The organism is Stenotrophomonas sp. YJH_SMC_21, assembly GCF_059369555.1.
This window is the reverse complement of record NZ_JCAFSU010000003.1, coordinates 120,502-134,092: the sequence shown is the minus strand read 5'-3', so window position 1 is coordinate 134,092 and position 13,591 is coordinate 120,502. Positions and strand designations below refer to the sequence as shown.

Below are 13,591 nucleotides of genomic sequence, written 5' to 3'. Positions count from 1 at the left end.
GAATGGGGGCTTCGGCCCCCATCCTGCATGCTTCAACCCCCAGCGCACCGGCCCGACCGGTGCTGCGGACAACAAGGAAACGCCATGAAACTGTGTGGATTCGAGGTCGGGCTGGACCAGCCCCTGTTCCTGATCGCCGGCCCCTGCGTGATCGAGTCGATGCAGCTGCAGCTCGATACCGCCGGCAAGTTGAAGGAAGTCACCGACAAGCTCGGCGTCAACTTCATCTTCAAGTCCAGCTTCGACAAGGCCAACCGTACTTCGGGCACCGCGTTCCGTGGCCCGGGCATGGAAGAGGGCCTGAAGGTCCTGGCCGAGGTCAGGAAGCAGATCGGCGTGCCGGTGCTTACCGACGTCCACGAATACACCCCGATGGACGAAGTGGCCTCGGTGGTGGACGTGCTGCAGACCCCGGCGTTCCTGGTCCGCCAGACCGACTTCATCCGCAAGGTGTGCTCGGCCGGCAAGCCGGTCAACATCAAGAAGGGCCAGTTCCTGGCGCCGTGGGACATGAAGCCGGTCGTGGAGAAGGCCAAGGCCACCGGCAACGAGCAGATCATGGTCTGCGAACGTGGTGCCAGCTTCGGCTACAACAACCTGGTCAGCGACATGCGTTCGCTGGCGGTGATGCGCGACACCGGTTGCCCGGTGGTGTTCGACGCCACCCATTCGGTGCAGCTGCCGGGCGGGCAGGGCACCAGTTCCGGTGGCCAGCGCGAGCACGTGCCGGTGCTGGCCCGTGCCGCCGTGGCGGTGGGCATCTCCGGCCTGTTCGCCGAGACCCATCCGGATCCGTCCAAGGCGCTGTCCGATGGCCCCAATGCGTGGCCGCTGGACCAGATGGAAGCACTGCTTGAGACCTTGATGGAACTCGACGCAGTGACCAAGAAGCACGGCTTCTCGCGCTTCGCGTGAGTCGTGACCCGTGGCTGGCGCTGGAAACCCAGCGCCGCCGCCGGCACTGGAAACAGTGGCCGTGGGGCCTGATCGCACTGGGCCTGGCCGTGCTGTTCACCGTGGGCATGTTCGGGCTGGTGCTGATCGGTGCCGCGTCCGTGCGGCCGCCGGGTGATGGCAGCAGCGCACTCGATCTGCGCGCGTACTTCATTGCGCTGCTGGTGGCAGAGCTGCTCGGTGCAGTGGGATGCGTCGCTGCTGCTGTGCAGGCCTGGAGGCTGAATCGCGGCAAGGTGGCCGCCGGCCTGGCGATCATCCTGCTCTCGCTCTGGCTCGGCGCCCTGTTCTACGGAGTGCTTTGATGAATGCGACCACATCGGCGCGAGGCTGGCCCTGGGGCCTGATCGCCCTGGGGCTGTCCGTGTTGACCTGGATCGCCCTGGTGGTGGGCGTACTGGCCTTCACCGCCGGTTTCCGGCCGCCGGGGGACGGGAACAACGGCGTGCAGGCCACGCAATGGTGGTTGCTGGGCGCACTGGTCACGATGGTGCTGTCCTTCCTGGGCAGCCCGGTGGCGATGGTGCTGGCCTGGCGACGGCGGCGTGGCCCCATCCTGGCGGCGCTTGCTGGTGCATTGCTGGTGATGCTGGTGTCGATGGTCCTGATCGTGATCGGGTCCAGCTGGGGCTGAAGCCGCCCGCGCCATTTGGCAAGTGGCGGGCAGCCGGGGATAATCACGCGGCATTCGTTTTGTCGCCCCCTCTCCAGACAGGTAACCGGTCCGACCATGAGCACGATCCGCAGCATCCACGCCCGTGAAATCCTCGACAGTCGTGGCAACCCCACGCTGGAAGCCGAAGTCATCCTGGAGGACGGTTCGTTCGGTCGTGCCGCGGTTCCCTCCGGCGCCTCGACCGGCACCAAGGAAGCGGTCGAGCTGCGTGACGGCGACAAGACCCGTTACCTGGGCAAGGGCGTGCGCAAGGCCGTCGACAACGTCAACACCACGATTGCCGCCGCGCTGAAGGGCTTTGAGGCCACCGACCAGGCCGGCCTCGACCGTCGCCTGATCGACCTCGACGGCACCGAGAACAAGGGCCGCCTGGGTGCCAACGCGCTGCTGGGTGTTTCGATGGCCGCTGCGCACGCCGCCGCCGCGTCGAACAAGCAGGCGCTGTGGCAGTACCTGGCCGCCAGGACCGGCGTGACCCCGTCGCTGCCGGTGCCGATGATGAACATCATCAACGGCGGCGCGCACGCCGACAACAACGTCGACTTCCAGGAATTCATGGTGCTGCCGGTCGGCTTCACCTCGTTCTCCGAAGCGCTGCGTGCCGGTACCGAAATCTTCCATTCGCTGAAGTCGGTGCTGAAGGGCCACGGCCTGAGCACGGCGGTCGGCGACGAAGGCGGCTTTGCTCCGGACTTCCGCAGCAACGTCGAAGCGCTGGACACCATCCTTGAAGCGATCGGCAAGGCCGGCTACACCGCCGGTGAAGACGTGCTGCTGGGCCTGGACGTCGCCTCCAGCGAATTCTTCGAGAACGGCAAGTACAACCTGGTCGGCGAGAACAAGCGCCTGACCTCCGAGCAGTTCGTCGACTTCCTCGCCGACTGGGCCGCGCAGTACCCGATCATCACGATCGAAGACGGCCTGGCCGAGAACGACTGGGCTGGCTGGAAGCTGCTGACCGACCGCATCGGCAAGAAGGTGCAGCTGGTCGGTGACGACCTGTTCGTGACCAACCCGAAGATCTTCCAGGAAGGCATCGACTCGGGCACCGCCAACGCGATCCTGATCAAGGTCAACCAGATCGGCACCCTGAGCGAAACCCTGGAAGCGATCGCCATGGCCGACCGCGCCGGTTATGCCGCGGTGGTCTCGCACCGTTCGGGCGAAACCGAAGACACCACCATCGCCGACATCGCAGTGGCCACCACCGCCACCCAGATCAAGACCGGTTCGCTGTGCCGCAGCGATCGCGTGGCCAAGTACAACCAGCTGCTGCGCATCGAGGAAGCCCTCGGCGCCGGCGCGCGTTACGCCGGTCGTGACGCGTTCGTTTCGCTGAAGCGCTGAGCCGATGCGCGACTGGCGCTGGATGCTGCTGGTGCTGGCCCTGCTGCTGGGCTGGCTGCAGTACCGCTTCTGGTTCGGTCCGGGCAATTCGGGCGAAGTGATGATGCTCGAAGCCCAGGTCGCCAACCAGGAGCGGGACAATGAGGGTCTGCAGCAGCGCAACGACGCGCTTGCTGCCGAAGTGAAGGACCTCAAGGAAGGCCAGTCCGCCATCGAGGAGCGCGCACGCAGCGAGCTGGGCATGATCAAGCCCGGCGAGAAGTTCTATCGTGTGGTCGAGGATGCGCCGGTCCATCCGGCGCAGCCCGCGGCAGGTGTCAGTGCGCAGGTTGGCGACCACCCGGCGGACGTGCCATGAGTGCGGCCATCTGGGTCGTGGTTCCGGCTGCGGGCCGTGGCACCCGCTTCGGCGCGCCGTTGCCCAAGCAATACCTGCAGGCAGGGGGACAGATCCTGCTTGCCCATACCCTGGACGCCCTGCTGGCGCACCCGGCCGTGGCCGGGGCGATGGTGGTGATCGGCCAGGACGACGCCGACTGGCCCGGCTGGAACGAGTGGGCGGGCAAGCCGGTGCTGACCTGCATCGGTGGCGCGACCCGTGCCGCTTCGGTGCTGGCTGGCCTGCAGGCGCTGCCGGAGACGGTGCGCGCTGATGAGTTCGTACTGGTCCACGATGCCGCGCGGCCGAACCTGTCGCCGGCCGATCTCGGCCGCCTGCTTGAAGTCGGTCGTACCGACCCGGTGGGGGCGATCCTGGCCGCACCGGTACGTGACACGCTCAAGCGTGCAGGCGACGACGGTGGCATCGATGGCACCGAGCCGCGTGAGCGCCTGTGGCGTGCACTGACCCCGCAGCTGTTCCGCCGCCACCAGCTCAGCCGCGCGCTGTCCGACGCCGCTGCCGCCGGTGTTGAAGTCACCGACGAGGCGATGGCCATGGAGCGCCAGGGCCAGCGCCCGCTGCTGGTAGAAGGCAGCGAGGACAACTTCAAGGTCACCACCCCGGCCGATCTGGACCGGTTCGAATTCGTACTTTCCCGCCGCGCCGGCTGACCGTCCGCGTGGCCCTGCTGCAAGGGTTGCATCCATGAGCACCGCACCGTTCCCGCCCGTCCGCATCGGCCAGGGCTACGACGTCCATGCCTTCGGCGAAGGCGATCACATCATGCTTGGCGGCGTGAACGTTCCACACAGCTGTGGCGTGCTTGCGCACAGCGATGGCGACGTGATCCTGCACGCCTTGTGCGATGCGATGCTCGGTGCGCTGGCGCTGGGCGACATCGGCCAGCATTTCCCACCCAGTGACGACCGCTGGAAGGGCGCCGACAGCAGCGACTTCGTGCGTCATTGCGACAGCCTGCTGCGCGAGCGCGGCTGGCGCGTCGGCAACACCGACATCACCGTGATCTGCGAGCGGCCGAAGGTTGGCCCGCATGCGCTGGCGATGCGTGAGCGCATCGGCGGCCTGCTGCAGTTGCCGCTGGATGCAGTCAGCGTCAAGGCCACCACCTCGGAAAAGCTGGGCTTCACCGGCCGTGGTGAAGGCATTGCCGCACAGGCGGTCGTGTTGCTGGTGGCGGCATGATTCCGCTGCCGTTGGCATTTGGTGCGCCGTTGTTGACGGCGCGCATCCGCACCACGCCAGACGATTTCCAGGTTGACGAGCTGCCGGCCTTCGAGGCCACCGGCGAAGGCGAGCACCTGTTGCTGCACATCCGAAAGCGCGGTGCCAACACCGTGCATGTGGCCAAGGTGCTGGCCAAGTGGGCGGGCCTGCCGGAAATGGCGGTGAGTTACGCTGGCATGAAAGACCGCCACGCGGTCACCACCCAGCGTTTCAGCGTGCACCTGCCCAAGCGCATTGCGCCGGACCTGGCCGAGCTGGCCAGTGACGAGATCGAAGTGCTCGAAGCGACCTGGCACAACCGCAAGCTGCAGCGTGGCGCACTGGCCGGCAACCGCTTCAAGCTGGTGCTGCGCGAGGTGCGGGGCGATGCCACGGCGATCAGCGAACGCCTGCAGCAGATTGCCGGGCGCGGCCTGCCGAACTGGTTTGGCGAGCAGCGCTTTGGCCGCGATGGCGGCAACGTGCCGGCGGCACTGGCGATGTTCGGTGGCCGCCGCATGCGCAAGGACCAGCGTTCACTGCTGCTGTCTGCCGCCCGATCGGCGCTGTTCAACCGCGTGCTGGCTGCGCGCGTGGAGCAGGGCAACTGGGATCAGCCACTGGACGGCGAGGTGTGGATGCTGGACGGCAGCCGCAGCGTGTTCGGCCCGGAGCCGTACACCGACGTGCTGGCCGAGCGCCTCGCGCGGTTCGACATCCATCCCAGCGCACCGCTGTGGGGTGAAGGCGAGCTGCGCAGCACCGAAGCGGCACGCGAGCTGGAGCTGGCCGCGCTCGACGACGAGGAATCGAAGGCACTGCGGGCCGGGCTGGAAGACGCGCGCCTGAAGCAGGAGCGCCGCGCGCTGCGCCTGCGCCCCGCGTTGTTGCAGCACCAGTGGCTGGGCGATGACGTGCTGGAGCTATCGTTCGCGCTGCCGCCGGGCTGCTACGCCACCGCCGTACTGCACGAGCTCGGCCCGGTCGAAGACGCCTCGCAGGCCTGAGCAGGGCGCGCGGTAGAGTCGACTGTCAGTCGACTTGCGCGCGCAGCGCGGGGTATTTGCTTGCCGCTGGAAGAGCAGTCGACTGACAGTCGACTCTACCTGGACTCATGGCGTCCCCCTTTTTCAGCGCCGTGCCAGCAGCACCAGCACCGCGCCGGTGCCGCCTTGCCCGGTCGGCGCCGAATGGAATGCCAGTACGTCGTTGCGCAGCCGCAGCAGGCGGTCGACCAGGTTCTTCAGTACCGGTGCACCGCCGTCGGACTGCAATCCCTTGCCGTGGATGATGCGCACGCAGCCATACTCGTGTGCATGGGCTTCCAGCAGGAACTGGCGCAGCAGCGTCTCGGCCTGCGCGGCGGTGGCGCCATGCAGGTCCAGTTCGTCCTGCACCGAATACTGGCCACGCTTGAGGCGCTGGAACAGGCGTGGTGGCAGGTTGTCGCGGCGATAGCTGGCCACGTCGCCGGCTTCCAATGGCGTGCTGTCGCGCAGCAGCCGGGCGAACTCGCCGGCGGCTTCGGCCTCGTCACGTTCGGCCATGCGCGCGCGCGGCTTCGGCCGGGGCGCAGCCGGTGCCGGCTCGGCATCCTTGCGCAGCGGCGTCACTTCGCCGATGGCCGCGCGGAACAACGCGGCCGGATCTTCGTCTTCAGGGTGCGACATGCGCACAGGGTAAACCGCTGGCGCAGGTCTGCCTATGACGGTTCGATGTCGGTCATGACCGCCGGCAGGGTAGGACCGGCGGCTCGCATGCGGCACAATAGACGATGCCCTTGCAGGGTCGACGGCTTCCGCAGGGGAGTACGACGGTCCCGCCCACACTGCACGGTGATGGAATCGAATTCTTGGAAAATCAAGCGGTTAAATCGAAGATGCGAATCCTGGTCAGTAACGACGATGGCGTCGACGCCGCAGGCATCCGGATGCTTGCTTCGGTGCTGCGTGAGGCCGGTCACGAAGTCACGGTGGTCGCGCCCGACCGCGATCGCTCCGGCGCCAGCAATTCGCTGACCCTGGACCTGCCGATCCGCCTCAAGCGCATCGACCATTACACCGTCTCGGTGGCCGGTACCCCGACCGACTGCGTGCACTTGGCGCTGACCGGGCTGCTCGAGTTCGAACCCGACATTGTCGTGTCCGGCATCAACAACGCCGCCAACCTCGGCGATGACGTGATCTATTCCGGCACCGTCTCGGCGGCGATGGAAGGTCGCTTCCTCGGCCTGCCGGCGGTGGCGGTCTCGCTGGTCACCCGCAACCACGATCCGAAACACTTCGAGACCGCCGCGCGCGCTGCGGTGGAGATCGTCGCCCGGCTCAAGGCCGATCCGTTGCCGGCTGACACCATCCTCAACGTCAACGTGCCGGACCTGCCGTGGAGCGAGGTCAAGGGCTTCGAGGTCACCCGCCTGGGCAACCGCCATCGCGCCGAAGGCTGCATCGCGCAGAAGGACCCACGCGGCAACGAGGTGTACTGGATCGGCCCGGCCGGTCGTGAGCAGGACTCCGGCCCCGGCACCGACTTCCACGCGGTGCGCACCGGGCATATCTCGATCACCCCGATCCAGGTCGACCTGACCCGCTACCAGGCACTGGAGAAAGTGGCCAGCTGGGTCGGCGGCCTCAGCGCCGCGCTGGACCAGCCGGCATGAGTCCACGCCTGCGCCTGCAACCGGAAGCCGTCGGCATCGGCATGACCTCGCAGCGTGTGCGCGACCGCCTGGTCGATCGCCTGCGCGAGGCTGGCATCGTCGACGAGTCGACCTTGAATGCGATCCGGGTGGTGCCACGTCATCTGTTCATCGACGAAGCGCTTGCGTCACGCGCCTACGAAGACACCGCCCTGCCGATCGGCCACGGCCAGACCATCTCGCAGCCGTGGGTGGTGGCGCGCATGACCGAAGCCGTGCTGCAGGTCTCGCCAAAGAAAGTGCTGGAAGTCGGTACCGGCTCCGGCTACCAGGCCGCCGTGCTCGGCGCGCTGGGCCTGGAGATCTACACCGTCGAACGCATCGGCGACCTGCTGCGACAGGCGCGCAAGCGCTTCCGTGCGCTGGGCATGAACATCCGCACCAAGCATGATGATGGCCGCGCCGGCTGGGCCGAGCACGGCCCGTTCGATGCCATCGTCGTCACCGCCGCGGCGCCTGCACTGGTCGATGAACTGGTCGGGCAGCTGGCCGAGGGCGGCCGCCTGGTGGCGCCGGTCGGCGGGCCGGGTGGGCAGTCGCTGGTGCAGCTGGACCGCAGGGCTGACGGCAGCATCGAACAACGCGTGCTGGCGCCGGTCACCTTCGTGCCGCTGCTGTCCGGCATGCTCGACTAATCCACGGAGCAGGGTTGCATGAGGATTTTCGGGCCGCTGTACGAGCGGGCGATGAAGTGGGCGGCGCACGAACGCGCGCCGACCTACCTGACGGTGTTGAGCTTCTTCGAGGCGATCATCTTTCCGGTGATGCCGGAAGTGATGCTGGCGCCGATGTGCGTGGCCCAGCCGAAACGCGGCTGGTGGTTCGCCACCCTCAGTCTGGCCGGCTCGATGGTCGGCGCGCTGATTGGCTATGCATTGGGTCATTACGCCTTCGAAGCGATCAAGCCGTTGTTCGAAGCACTGGGCATGCTGCCGGCCATCGAGCAGGGCATCACCACCGTGCAGGCCAAGATGGCCGAGTCGCCGTGGGCGGTGTTCACCTTCCTGGTGCTGGGCGGCTTCATGCCCATCCCGATGAAGGTCTTCACGTGGGCATCGGGTATCGTCGGCGTGCCGATGCCGCAGTACCTGTTGAGCATGCTGATCGGTCGCGGCAAGCGCGTGTTCGTGCTGGCTGCGGTCATCCGTATCGGTGGTGCGCGTGCTGAAGCGGCACTGCGTCGCTGGATTGAACCGCTGGGCTGGATCGCCACCGCGTTGGTGGTGGTGCTGATCGCCTGGCTTGTATGGAGGTCGAAGTTCGCATGAATCCTGATCGTCTGAGCAAGGGAGTGCGCATCGGCGCGCTGGCGTTGCTGGTTTCCACCCTGGCCGCCTGCGGCACCGCAACCGTGGTTCGTCCTGGTGGTGGCAGCACCGGTGGCGGTGTGACCACGCCGAAGACCTCGGTGCCCAAGCCCGGGCAGACCGTGGTGGTGCGCAAGGGCGATACCATCTATGCGCTGGCCCGCATCCATGACATCACCCCGGCCGACCTGATTGCCTGGAACAGCCTGGACAACCCCTCGACCATCCATCCGGGGCAGGTGATTCGACTGTATCCGGCCGGTGCCAGCGGCGGCCGCGCGCCGACCACGGTGGTCACCCCGCCGCGCTCGGGTGGCAGCAGCGGCGGCAGCACCACATCGGCCCCGGCCCCGGCGCCGGTGGGTCCGGTGAAGAGCAACATCGCCTGGCGCTGGCCGGCCGATGGCGCGATCGTCGGCCGCTACGTGGCCGGTGACGCGACCAAGCAGGGCGTGGACATCGCCGGTACCAGCGGCCAGCCGGTCAAGGCCACCGCCAACGGTGTGGTGGTGTACTCCGGCGCCGGCCTGGTTGGCTACGGCGAGCTGATCATCATCAAGCACAGCGACCAGTGGCTGTCGGCCTATGGCCACAACCGCAAGCGCCTGGTGAATGAAGGGCAGAGCGTGAAGGCCGGTGAGCAGATCGCCGAGATGGGCCGCACCGGTGCGAACCGCGACATGGTCCACTTCGAGATCCGTTACAACGGCAAGCCGGTGGATCCGCAGCAATACCTGCCGGCACGCTGATCGTCGATTCGCCATCTGGGCGGATCCCCGGCCCGGTGCAGCGCGCCGGGCGTTCACCGACGGCACGGCCCATGGGCCGCAAACACCGCCGGCTCACCCGCTACAACGGCAAGCCGGTCGACCCGCAGCAGTACCTGTCGGCGCGTTGAGGCCGTGGGATCGGGTGGCGCCGGGCAATGCTCGGCGTTCCCGACCTGTAGCGTCGAGCCATGCTCGACTCGCTGTACGCTGGCTGCCGTGGGTGGCCATTTGCGACCATGAGTGGCGCATCTCAAGCTTCCCGGCAAGCCAGGGAAGCGGCATGCTTCAACGGAACCCGCCCCCCCAATCCGGTGCCGCATGTCTCGCCCAACAGCCCTTTTCGTGCTGCTCATCGCGCCATTGGCGGCCGCCGCCAGCAGCGATCCACGTGACGTGGTCACCCGCCTCTACGACGTCATCCAGGCGCCGACGTCGAACGAAACGGCCATTTCCCCGCTGCTGGGTGAGGCCCTCCGCTCAGCCATCGCTGGGCAGCGTGCATATGAACAGGCCTGCACCGCACTGGCGGCGCCTGATGAAAAGCCGCACATGCTGGACCAGAGCCCGTATCTGCTGGCGCCGGATCGACCGGAAACCATATCCGTGGGAATGCCCGGATCGAGCGGTGACGCCACCTGGATCCATGTCGACATGGCCGTGGGCGACTATCGCTGGACCGACCGGGTCCTGCTGCAGCGGCAGGACCGGGACTGGAAGGTCATGGATATCCGCTGGGGGCAGGGCGGCAACCTGATTGGCCGGCTCAAGGCGTTCTCGGCATTCCGCTGCACACCTTCGCGCAGCTAGCCGGGAGCCACCCGGCGACTCGAACTCAGCCTTCCAGAATGAAGGCGGCGGCGACCTTGCGGCCTTCGCCGGCCAGGATGTTGAAGGTGCGCGCGGCGGCTGGATTGTTCATCACTTCCAGACCGATGCCGCGTGACAGGCAGGCGGCCATCACCACCGCCGGCGGGAACACCTGACGGTCACCCGTGCCGAGCACGATCAGCGCCGGATTCAGCGCCAGGATCGGCTCCAGGTCAGCCACCTGCAGCGCAGTGGCGCTCACCACCGGCCATTGCGTGACCAGCTGGTCCGGGGTCAGGAAGAAACTGCTGCCCAGCGCCTGGTCATTCACCTTGGCCGAGCGGCCATCGGCGGCACGGAGGCTATAGGCGTAATCCGGCGGTTCGTGGTTCAGCTGCATGGCAGTAGGGCGATCAGCCGCGCGGCAGCACGATCTGGCGCTGTTCCTTGCTCGGGCGGTACAGCACGGCGACGTGGCCGATGCGCTGCACCAGCGCGCTTTCGGTGGCTTCGACGATCTCGCCGATCATCACGTCACGGGCGTCGCGGTCTTCAGCAGCGACCTTCACCTTGACCAGCTCGTGGCGCTCCAGCACTTCGTTCAGCTCAGCGATGAAGGCCGGGGTCACACCCTTGCCGCCGGTCTGCAGCAGGGCCTTCAGGTCGTGGGCTTGGCCGCGCAGGAAACGGGTCTGGGAGGCGGTCAGGGCGATGGACATGCAGGAAAACACGGTTGAATGGGGCGATCAGGGTATCATGAGGACCCCATCAGCCCCTATTTTCAATGGCTACCCGCAGCAAAAGCAGCCAGCGCTGGCTCAAGGAACACTTCTCCGACCCCTTCGTGAAGAAGGCCCAGGCCGAAGGCATGCGCTCGCGCGCCGCCTACAAGCTCGAAGAGCTGCTGGAACGTGACCGGTTGCTGAAGCCGCACATGGTGGTGGTCGACCTCGGTGCCGCTCCGGGCGGCTGGTCTCAGCAGGTGCGGAGACAGATCGGCGACACCGGTCGCGTGCTGGCGCTGGACATCCTGGACATGCCGCCGCTGGCCGGCGTGGAGTTCCTTCATGGTGACTTCAGGGAAGAAGCCGTCCTATCGCAGTTTGAAGCCATGCTCGGGGATCAGCCGGTAGACCTTGTGCTGTCGGACATGGCCCCCAATAAGAGTGGTGTAGGCGCGGTCGACCAGCCGCGGATGATGCACCTGGCGGAGCTGGCCCTGGATTTTGCCGACAACCACCTGAAGACCGGTGGGGCGTTCCTGATCAAGCTGTTCCAGGGTGAAGGCTTTGACGACTACGTGCGCGACATGCGCCGCCGGTACGACAAGGTCTCCATCCGCAAGCCGGAAGCGTCGCGCAAGCGCTCTCCCGAGGTGTATGCCTTGGGTCAGGGAAAACGCGCCCACATGAAGTAAGCTCGCAACGTACGCAAGTTCGACCCCAACGCAACGCCAGCACTGAGAGGAACACCGGAGCCAATGAGGATGAACGACTTGACCAAGAACCTCCTGCTATGGGTGGTCGTCGCCGTCGTGCTGATGGTGGTCTTCCAGAGCTTCTCGCCGAAGTCCTCCGGGGCCGGCGCGCAGGGCGCGTCCTACTCGCAGTTCCTGGACCAGGTGGACAGCGGCAACGTGCAGAAGGTCGCCTTTGGCGGCGACATGCGTGGCGGCACCAGCCAGCTGACCTACACCACCCGCGGTGGGCAGTCGTCCACCATCACCGCGCCGTTCGATCGTGACCTGATCAACGTGCTGCGTACCAAGAACGTGGAGATCGTGCAGGAGGAGCCGTCCAGCGGCATTTCCCTCGGCGCGATCCTGATGAATTTCCTGCCGGTCATCCTGATCATCGGCTTCTGGTTGTTCATCATGCGCCAGATGCAGGGCGGTGGCGGCGGTGCCAAGGGCGCGATGTCCTTCGGCAAGTCGCGCGCCAAGCTGCAGGGCGAAGACCAGATCAAGGTCACCTTCGCCGACGTCGCCGGCTGCGACGAGGCCAAGGAAGAAGTGGGCGAACTGGTCGACTTCCTGCGCGACCCGTCCAAGTTCACCAAGCTGGGCGGCAAGATTCCGCGCGGCGTGCTGATGGTGGGTCCGCCGGGTACCGGCAAGACGCTTCTGGCCAAGGCCATCGCCGGCGAAGCTAAGGTGCCGTTCTTCTCGATCTCGGGTTCGGACTTCGTGGAAATGTTCGTCGGCGTCGGCGCCAGCCGCGTGCGTGACATGTTCGAGCAGGCCAAGAAGCACGCGCCGTGCATCATCTTCATTGACGAAATCGACGCCGTCGGCCGCCACCGTGGCGCCGGCCTGGGCGGCGGTCACGACGAGCGCGAGCAGACCCTGAACCAGCTGCTGGTCGAGATGGACGGTTTCGAGGGTGGCGAAGGCGTGATCGTGATCGCCGCGACCAACCGTCCGGACGTGCTGGACCCGGCGCTGCTGCGCCCGGGCCGTTTCGACCGCCAGGTCGTGGTCGGCCTGCCGGACGTGAAGGGCCGCGAGCACATCCTCAAGGTCCACATGCGCAAGCTGCCGCTGGCTGACGACGTCGAGCCGATGGTGATCGCGCGTGGTACCCCGGGCTTCTCCGGTGCGGACCTGGCCAACCTCTGCAACGAGGCGGCCCTGTTCGCCGCGCGCGGCAACGAGAAGGAAGTCCGCATGGACCACTTCGACCGTGCCCGCGACAAGATCCTGATGGGTGCCGAGCGCCGCTCGATGGCCATGAGCGAGGACGAGAAGACCCTGACCGCGTACCACGAGGCCGGCCACGCCATCGTCGGCCGCCTGGTGCCCGAGCACGACCCGGTCTACAAGGTCACCATCATTCCGCGCGGCCGTGCGCTGGGTGTGACCATGTACCTGCCGGAAGGCGACAAGTACTCGATGAACCGCGTGGCGATCCAGTCGCAGCTGTGCTCGCTGTACGGCGGCCGCGTCGCTGAAGAACTGATCTTCGGCGAGGACAAGGTCACCACCGGCGCCTCCAACGACATCGAGCGTGCCACCAAGATGGCCCGCAACATGGTCACCAAGTGGGGCCTGTCCGAGCAGCTCGGCCCGATCGCCTATGGCGAAGAGGACGACGAGGTGTTCCTGGGCCGTTCGGTCACCCAGCACAAGAGCGTGTCCAACGACACGGCGCGCCGGATCGACGAAGAAGTGCGCAACATCCTCGACAAGGCCTACGCCCGCACGACCCAGCTGCTGACCGAGAACATCGACAAGCTGCACGCGATGTCGCAGCTGCTGCTGCAGTACGAGACCATCGACGCGCCGCAGATCGACGCGATCATGGAAGGCCGCGATCCGCCGCCGCCGGCGGGCTGGAGCAAGTCGAACAAGGATGGTGGCAACGACAAGGGCGGCGACGCCCGTCCGCTGCCGCCGATCGCAGGCCCGGCCGAATCGCACTGACGGCC

The 13,591-nt window shown here is 66.8% G+C and carries 18 protein-coding genes; 15 read left to right on the top strand and 3 right to left on the bottom strand.

Features of this window, described 5'->3' with window-relative positions:
- The first annotated feature begins 84 nt into the window (after window positions 1–84).
- The 8 genes from kdsA (at window position 85) to truD (ending at window position 5,590) form a co-directional block, all read left to right on the top strand.
- Window positions 85–915: a 3-deoxy-8-phosphooctulonate synthase gene (gene kdsA / locus AC5P67_RS06110; protein ID WP_005408999.1), complete on the top strand. Its 831-nt coding sequence runs from the start codon at window positions 85–87 to the stop codon at window positions 913–915.
- Window positions 912–1,259, top strand: a complete 348-nt coding sequence (locus tag AC5P67_RS06105) for a hypothetical protein (RefSeq protein ID WP_005412922.1) — start codon at window positions 912–914, stop codon at window positions 1,257–1,259. The genes kdsA and AC5P67_RS06105 overlap by 4 nt, the downstream gene beginning before the upstream one ends.
- Entirely contained in the window at window positions 1,259–1,588 is a 330-nt protein-coding gene (locus AC5P67_RS06100; protein WP_005409001.1) for a hypothetical protein, read from the top strand. The genes AC5P67_RS06105 and AC5P67_RS06100 overlap by 1 nt, the downstream gene beginning before the upstream one ends.
- A gap of 96 nt (window positions 1,589–1,684) precedes the next feature.
- Window positions 1,685–2,977 (top strand): phosphopyruvate hydratase, encoded by a 1,293-nt coding sequence (gene eno / locus AC5P67_RS06095; protein WP_005409002.1) that lies wholly within the window; start codon window positions 1,685–1,687, stop codon window positions 2,975–2,977.
- Window positions 2,978–2,981: 4 nt separating this feature from the next.
- Window positions 2,982–3,335, top strand: coding sequence for a cell division protein FtsB (ftsB, locus tag AC5P67_RS06090; protein WP_005412924.1), 354 nt, complete (start codon window positions 2,982–2,984; stop codon window positions 3,333–3,335).
- Window positions 3,332–4,030 (top strand): 2-C-methyl-D-erythritol 4-phosphate cytidylyltransferase, encoded by a 699-nt coding sequence (gene ispD / locus AC5P67_RS06085; RefSeq protein WP_005409004.1) that lies wholly within the window; start codon window positions 3,332–3,334, stop codon window positions 4,028–4,030. The genes ftsB and ispD overlap by 4 nt, the downstream gene beginning before the upstream one ends.
- Window positions 4,031–4,064: 34 nt before the next feature.
- Complete coding sequence (ispF, locus tag AC5P67_RS06080; RefSeq protein ID WP_005409005.1) at window positions 4,065–4,562, top strand: 2-C-methyl-D-erythritol 2,4-cyclodiphosphate synthase; 498 nt, start codon at window positions 4,065–4,067, stop codon at window positions 4,560–4,562.
- Window positions 4,559–5,590 carry a tRNA pseudouridine(13) synthase TruD gene (gene truD, locus AC5P67_RS06075; RefSeq protein WP_087803132.1) on the top strand — a complete coding sequence of 344 codons (1,032 nt, stop codon included), beginning with the start codon at window positions 4,559–4,561 and terminating at the stop codon, window positions 5,588–5,590. The genes ispF and truD overlap by 4 nt, the downstream gene beginning before the upstream one ends.
- 123 nt (window positions 5,591–5,713) lie before the next feature.
- Here truD and AC5P67_RS06070 read toward each other — a convergent pair whose 3' ends face one another.
- The gene (locus AC5P67_RS06070; RefSeq protein ID WP_005409007.1) at window positions 5,714–6,253 is read right to left on the bottom strand and encodes a Smr/MutS family protein; all 540 of its coding nucleotides are present in this window, start codon (window positions 6,251–6,253) and stop codon (window positions 5,714–5,716) included.
- Window positions 6,254–6,462: 209 nt separating this feature from the next.
- Here AC5P67_RS06070 and surE point away from each other — a divergent pair, with 209 nt between their 5' ends.
- From surE to AC5P67_RS06045, 5 genes are all read left to right on the top strand, one after another.
- Complete coding sequence (gene surE, locus AC5P67_RS06065; protein ID WP_010485979.1) at window positions 6,463–7,242, top strand: 5'/3'-nucleotidase SurE; 780 nt, start codon at window positions 6,463–6,465, stop codon at window positions 7,240–7,242.
- Entirely contained in the window at window positions 7,239–7,916 is a 678-nt protein-coding gene (locus AC5P67_RS06060) for a protein-L-isoaspartate(D-aspartate) O-methyltransferase (protein WP_005409009.1), read from the top strand. The genes surE and AC5P67_RS06060 overlap by 4 nt, the downstream gene beginning before the upstream one ends.
- An 18-nt stretch (window positions 7,917–7,934) precedes the next feature.
- Window positions 7,935–8,549: a YqaA family protein gene (locus tag AC5P67_RS06055; RefSeq protein ID WP_111197273.1), complete on the top strand. Its 615-nt coding sequence runs from the start codon at window positions 7,935–7,937 to the stop codon at window positions 8,547–8,549.
- Window positions 8,546–9,337 carry a peptidoglycan DD-metalloendopeptidase family protein gene (locus AC5P67_RS06050; RefSeq protein WP_005409011.1) on the top strand — a complete coding sequence of 264 codons (792 nt, stop codon included), beginning with the start codon at window positions 8,546–8,548 and terminating at the stop codon, window positions 9,335–9,337. The genes AC5P67_RS06055 and AC5P67_RS06050 overlap by 4 nt, the downstream gene beginning before the upstream one ends.
- A 339-nt stretch (window positions 9,338–9,676) precedes the next feature.
- The gene (locus AC5P67_RS06045; protein WP_111118168.1) at window positions 9,677–10,165 is read left to right on the top strand and encodes a hypothetical protein; all 489 of its coding nucleotides are present in this window, start codon (window positions 9,677–9,679) and stop codon (window positions 10,163–10,165) included.
- A 25-nt stretch (window positions 10,166–10,190) separates the two neighbouring features.
- On the opposite strand, the gene AC5P67_RS06040 is transcribed toward AC5P67_RS06045, so the two are convergent.
- Together AC5P67_RS06040 and yhbY are read right to left on the bottom strand one after the other, a co-directional pair.
- Window positions 10,191–10,565, bottom strand: coding sequence for an Mth938-like domain-containing protein (locus AC5P67_RS06040; RefSeq protein ID WP_005409013.1), 375 nt, complete (start codon window positions 10,563–10,565; stop codon window positions 10,191–10,193).
- A gap of 13 nt (window positions 10,566–10,578) precedes the next feature.
- On the bottom strand, window positions 10,579–10,884 hold the full coding sequence (yhbY, locus tag AC5P67_RS06035; protein WP_004152868.1) for a ribosome assembly RNA-binding protein YhbY: 306 nt from the start codon (window positions 10,882–10,884) through the stop codon (window positions 10,579–10,581).
- A 65-nt stretch (window positions 10,885–10,949) separates the two neighbouring features.
- On the opposite strand from yhbY, the gene rlmE reads away from it, so the two are divergent.
- Both rlmE and ftsH read left to right on the top strand, forming a co-directional pair.
- Window positions 10,950–11,582 (top strand): 23S rRNA (uridine(2552)-2'-O)-methyltransferase RlmE, encoded by a 633-nt coding sequence (gene rlmE, locus AC5P67_RS06030; RefSeq protein WP_005409014.1) that lies wholly within the window; start codon window positions 10,950–10,952, stop codon window positions 11,580–11,582.
- A 69-nt stretch (window positions 11,583–11,651) separates the two neighbouring features.
- The gene (gene ftsH, locus AC5P67_RS06025) at window positions 11,652–13,586 is read left to right on the top strand and encodes an ATP-dependent zinc metalloprotease FtsH (protein WP_005409015.1); all 1,935 of its coding nucleotides are present in this window, start codon (window positions 11,652–11,654) and stop codon (window positions 13,584–13,586) included.
- Window positions 13,587–13,591: the final 5 nt, after the last annotated feature.

Bases quoted from the DNA above. Each gene is read 5' to 3' on its own strand.
- kdsA (WP_005408999.1), top strand. From the start codon at position 85: ATGAAACTGTGTGGATTCGAGGTCGGGCTGGACCAGCCCCTGTTCCTG.
- AC5P67_RS06100 (WP_005409001.1), top strand. From the start codon at position 1,259: ATGAATGCGACCACATCGGCGCGAGGCTGGCCCTGGGGCCTGATCGCC.
- eno (WP_005409002.1), top strand. From the start codon at position 1,685: ATGAGCACGATCCGCAGCATCCACGCCCGTGAAATCCTCGACAGTCGT.
- ftsB (WP_005412924.1), top strand. From the start codon at position 2,982: ATGCGCGACTGGCGCTGGATGCTGCTGGTGCTGGCCCTGCTGCTGGGC.
- ispD (WP_005409004.1), top strand. From the start codon at position 3,332: ATGAGTGCGGCCATCTGGGTCGTGGTTCCGGCTGCGGGCCGTGGCACC.
- ispF (WP_005409005.1), top strand. From the start codon at position 4,065: ATGAGCACCGCACCGTTCCCGCCCGTCCGCATCGGCCAGGGCTACGAC.
- truD (WP_087803132.1), top strand. From the start codon at position 4,559: ATGATTCCGCTGCCGTTGGCATTTGGTGCGCCGTTGTTGACGGCGCGC.
- AC5P67_RS06070 (WP_005409007.1), bottom strand. From the start codon at position 6,253: ATGTCGCACCCTGAAGACGAAGATCCGGCCGCGTTGTTCCGCGCGGCC.
- surE (WP_010485979.1), top strand. From the start codon at position 6,463: ATGCGAATCCTGGTCAGTAACGACGATGGCGTCGACGCCGCAGGCATC.
- AC5P67_RS06060 (WP_005409009.1), top strand. From the start codon at position 7,239: ATGAGTCCACGCCTGCGCCTGCAACCGGAAGCCGTCGGCATCGGCATG.
- AC5P67_RS06055 (WP_111197273.1), top strand. From the start codon at position 7,935: ATGAGGATTTTCGGGCCGCTGTACGAGCGGGCGATGAAGTGGGCGGCG.
- AC5P67_RS06050 (WP_005409011.1), top strand. From the start codon at position 8,546: ATGAATCCTGATCGTCTGAGCAAGGGAGTGCGCATCGGCGCGCTGGCG.
- AC5P67_RS06045 (WP_111118168.1), top strand. From the start codon at position 9,677: ATGTCTCGCCCAACAGCCCTTTTCGTGCTGCTCATCGCGCCATTGGCG.
- AC5P67_RS06040 (WP_005409013.1), bottom strand. From the start codon at position 10,565: ATGCAGCTGAACCACGAACCGCCGGATTACGCCTATAGCCTCCGTGCC.
- yhbY (WP_004152868.1), bottom strand. From the start codon at position 10,884: ATGTCCATCGCCCTGACCGCCTCCCAGACCCGTTTCCTGCGCGGCCAA.
- rlmE (WP_005409014.1), top strand. From the start codon at position 10,950: ATGGCTACCCGCAGCAAAAGCAGCCAGCGCTGGCTCAAGGAACACTTC.
- ftsH (WP_005409015.1), top strand. From the start codon at position 11,652: ATGAACGACTTGACCAAGAACCTCCTGCTATGGGTGGTCGTCGCCGTC.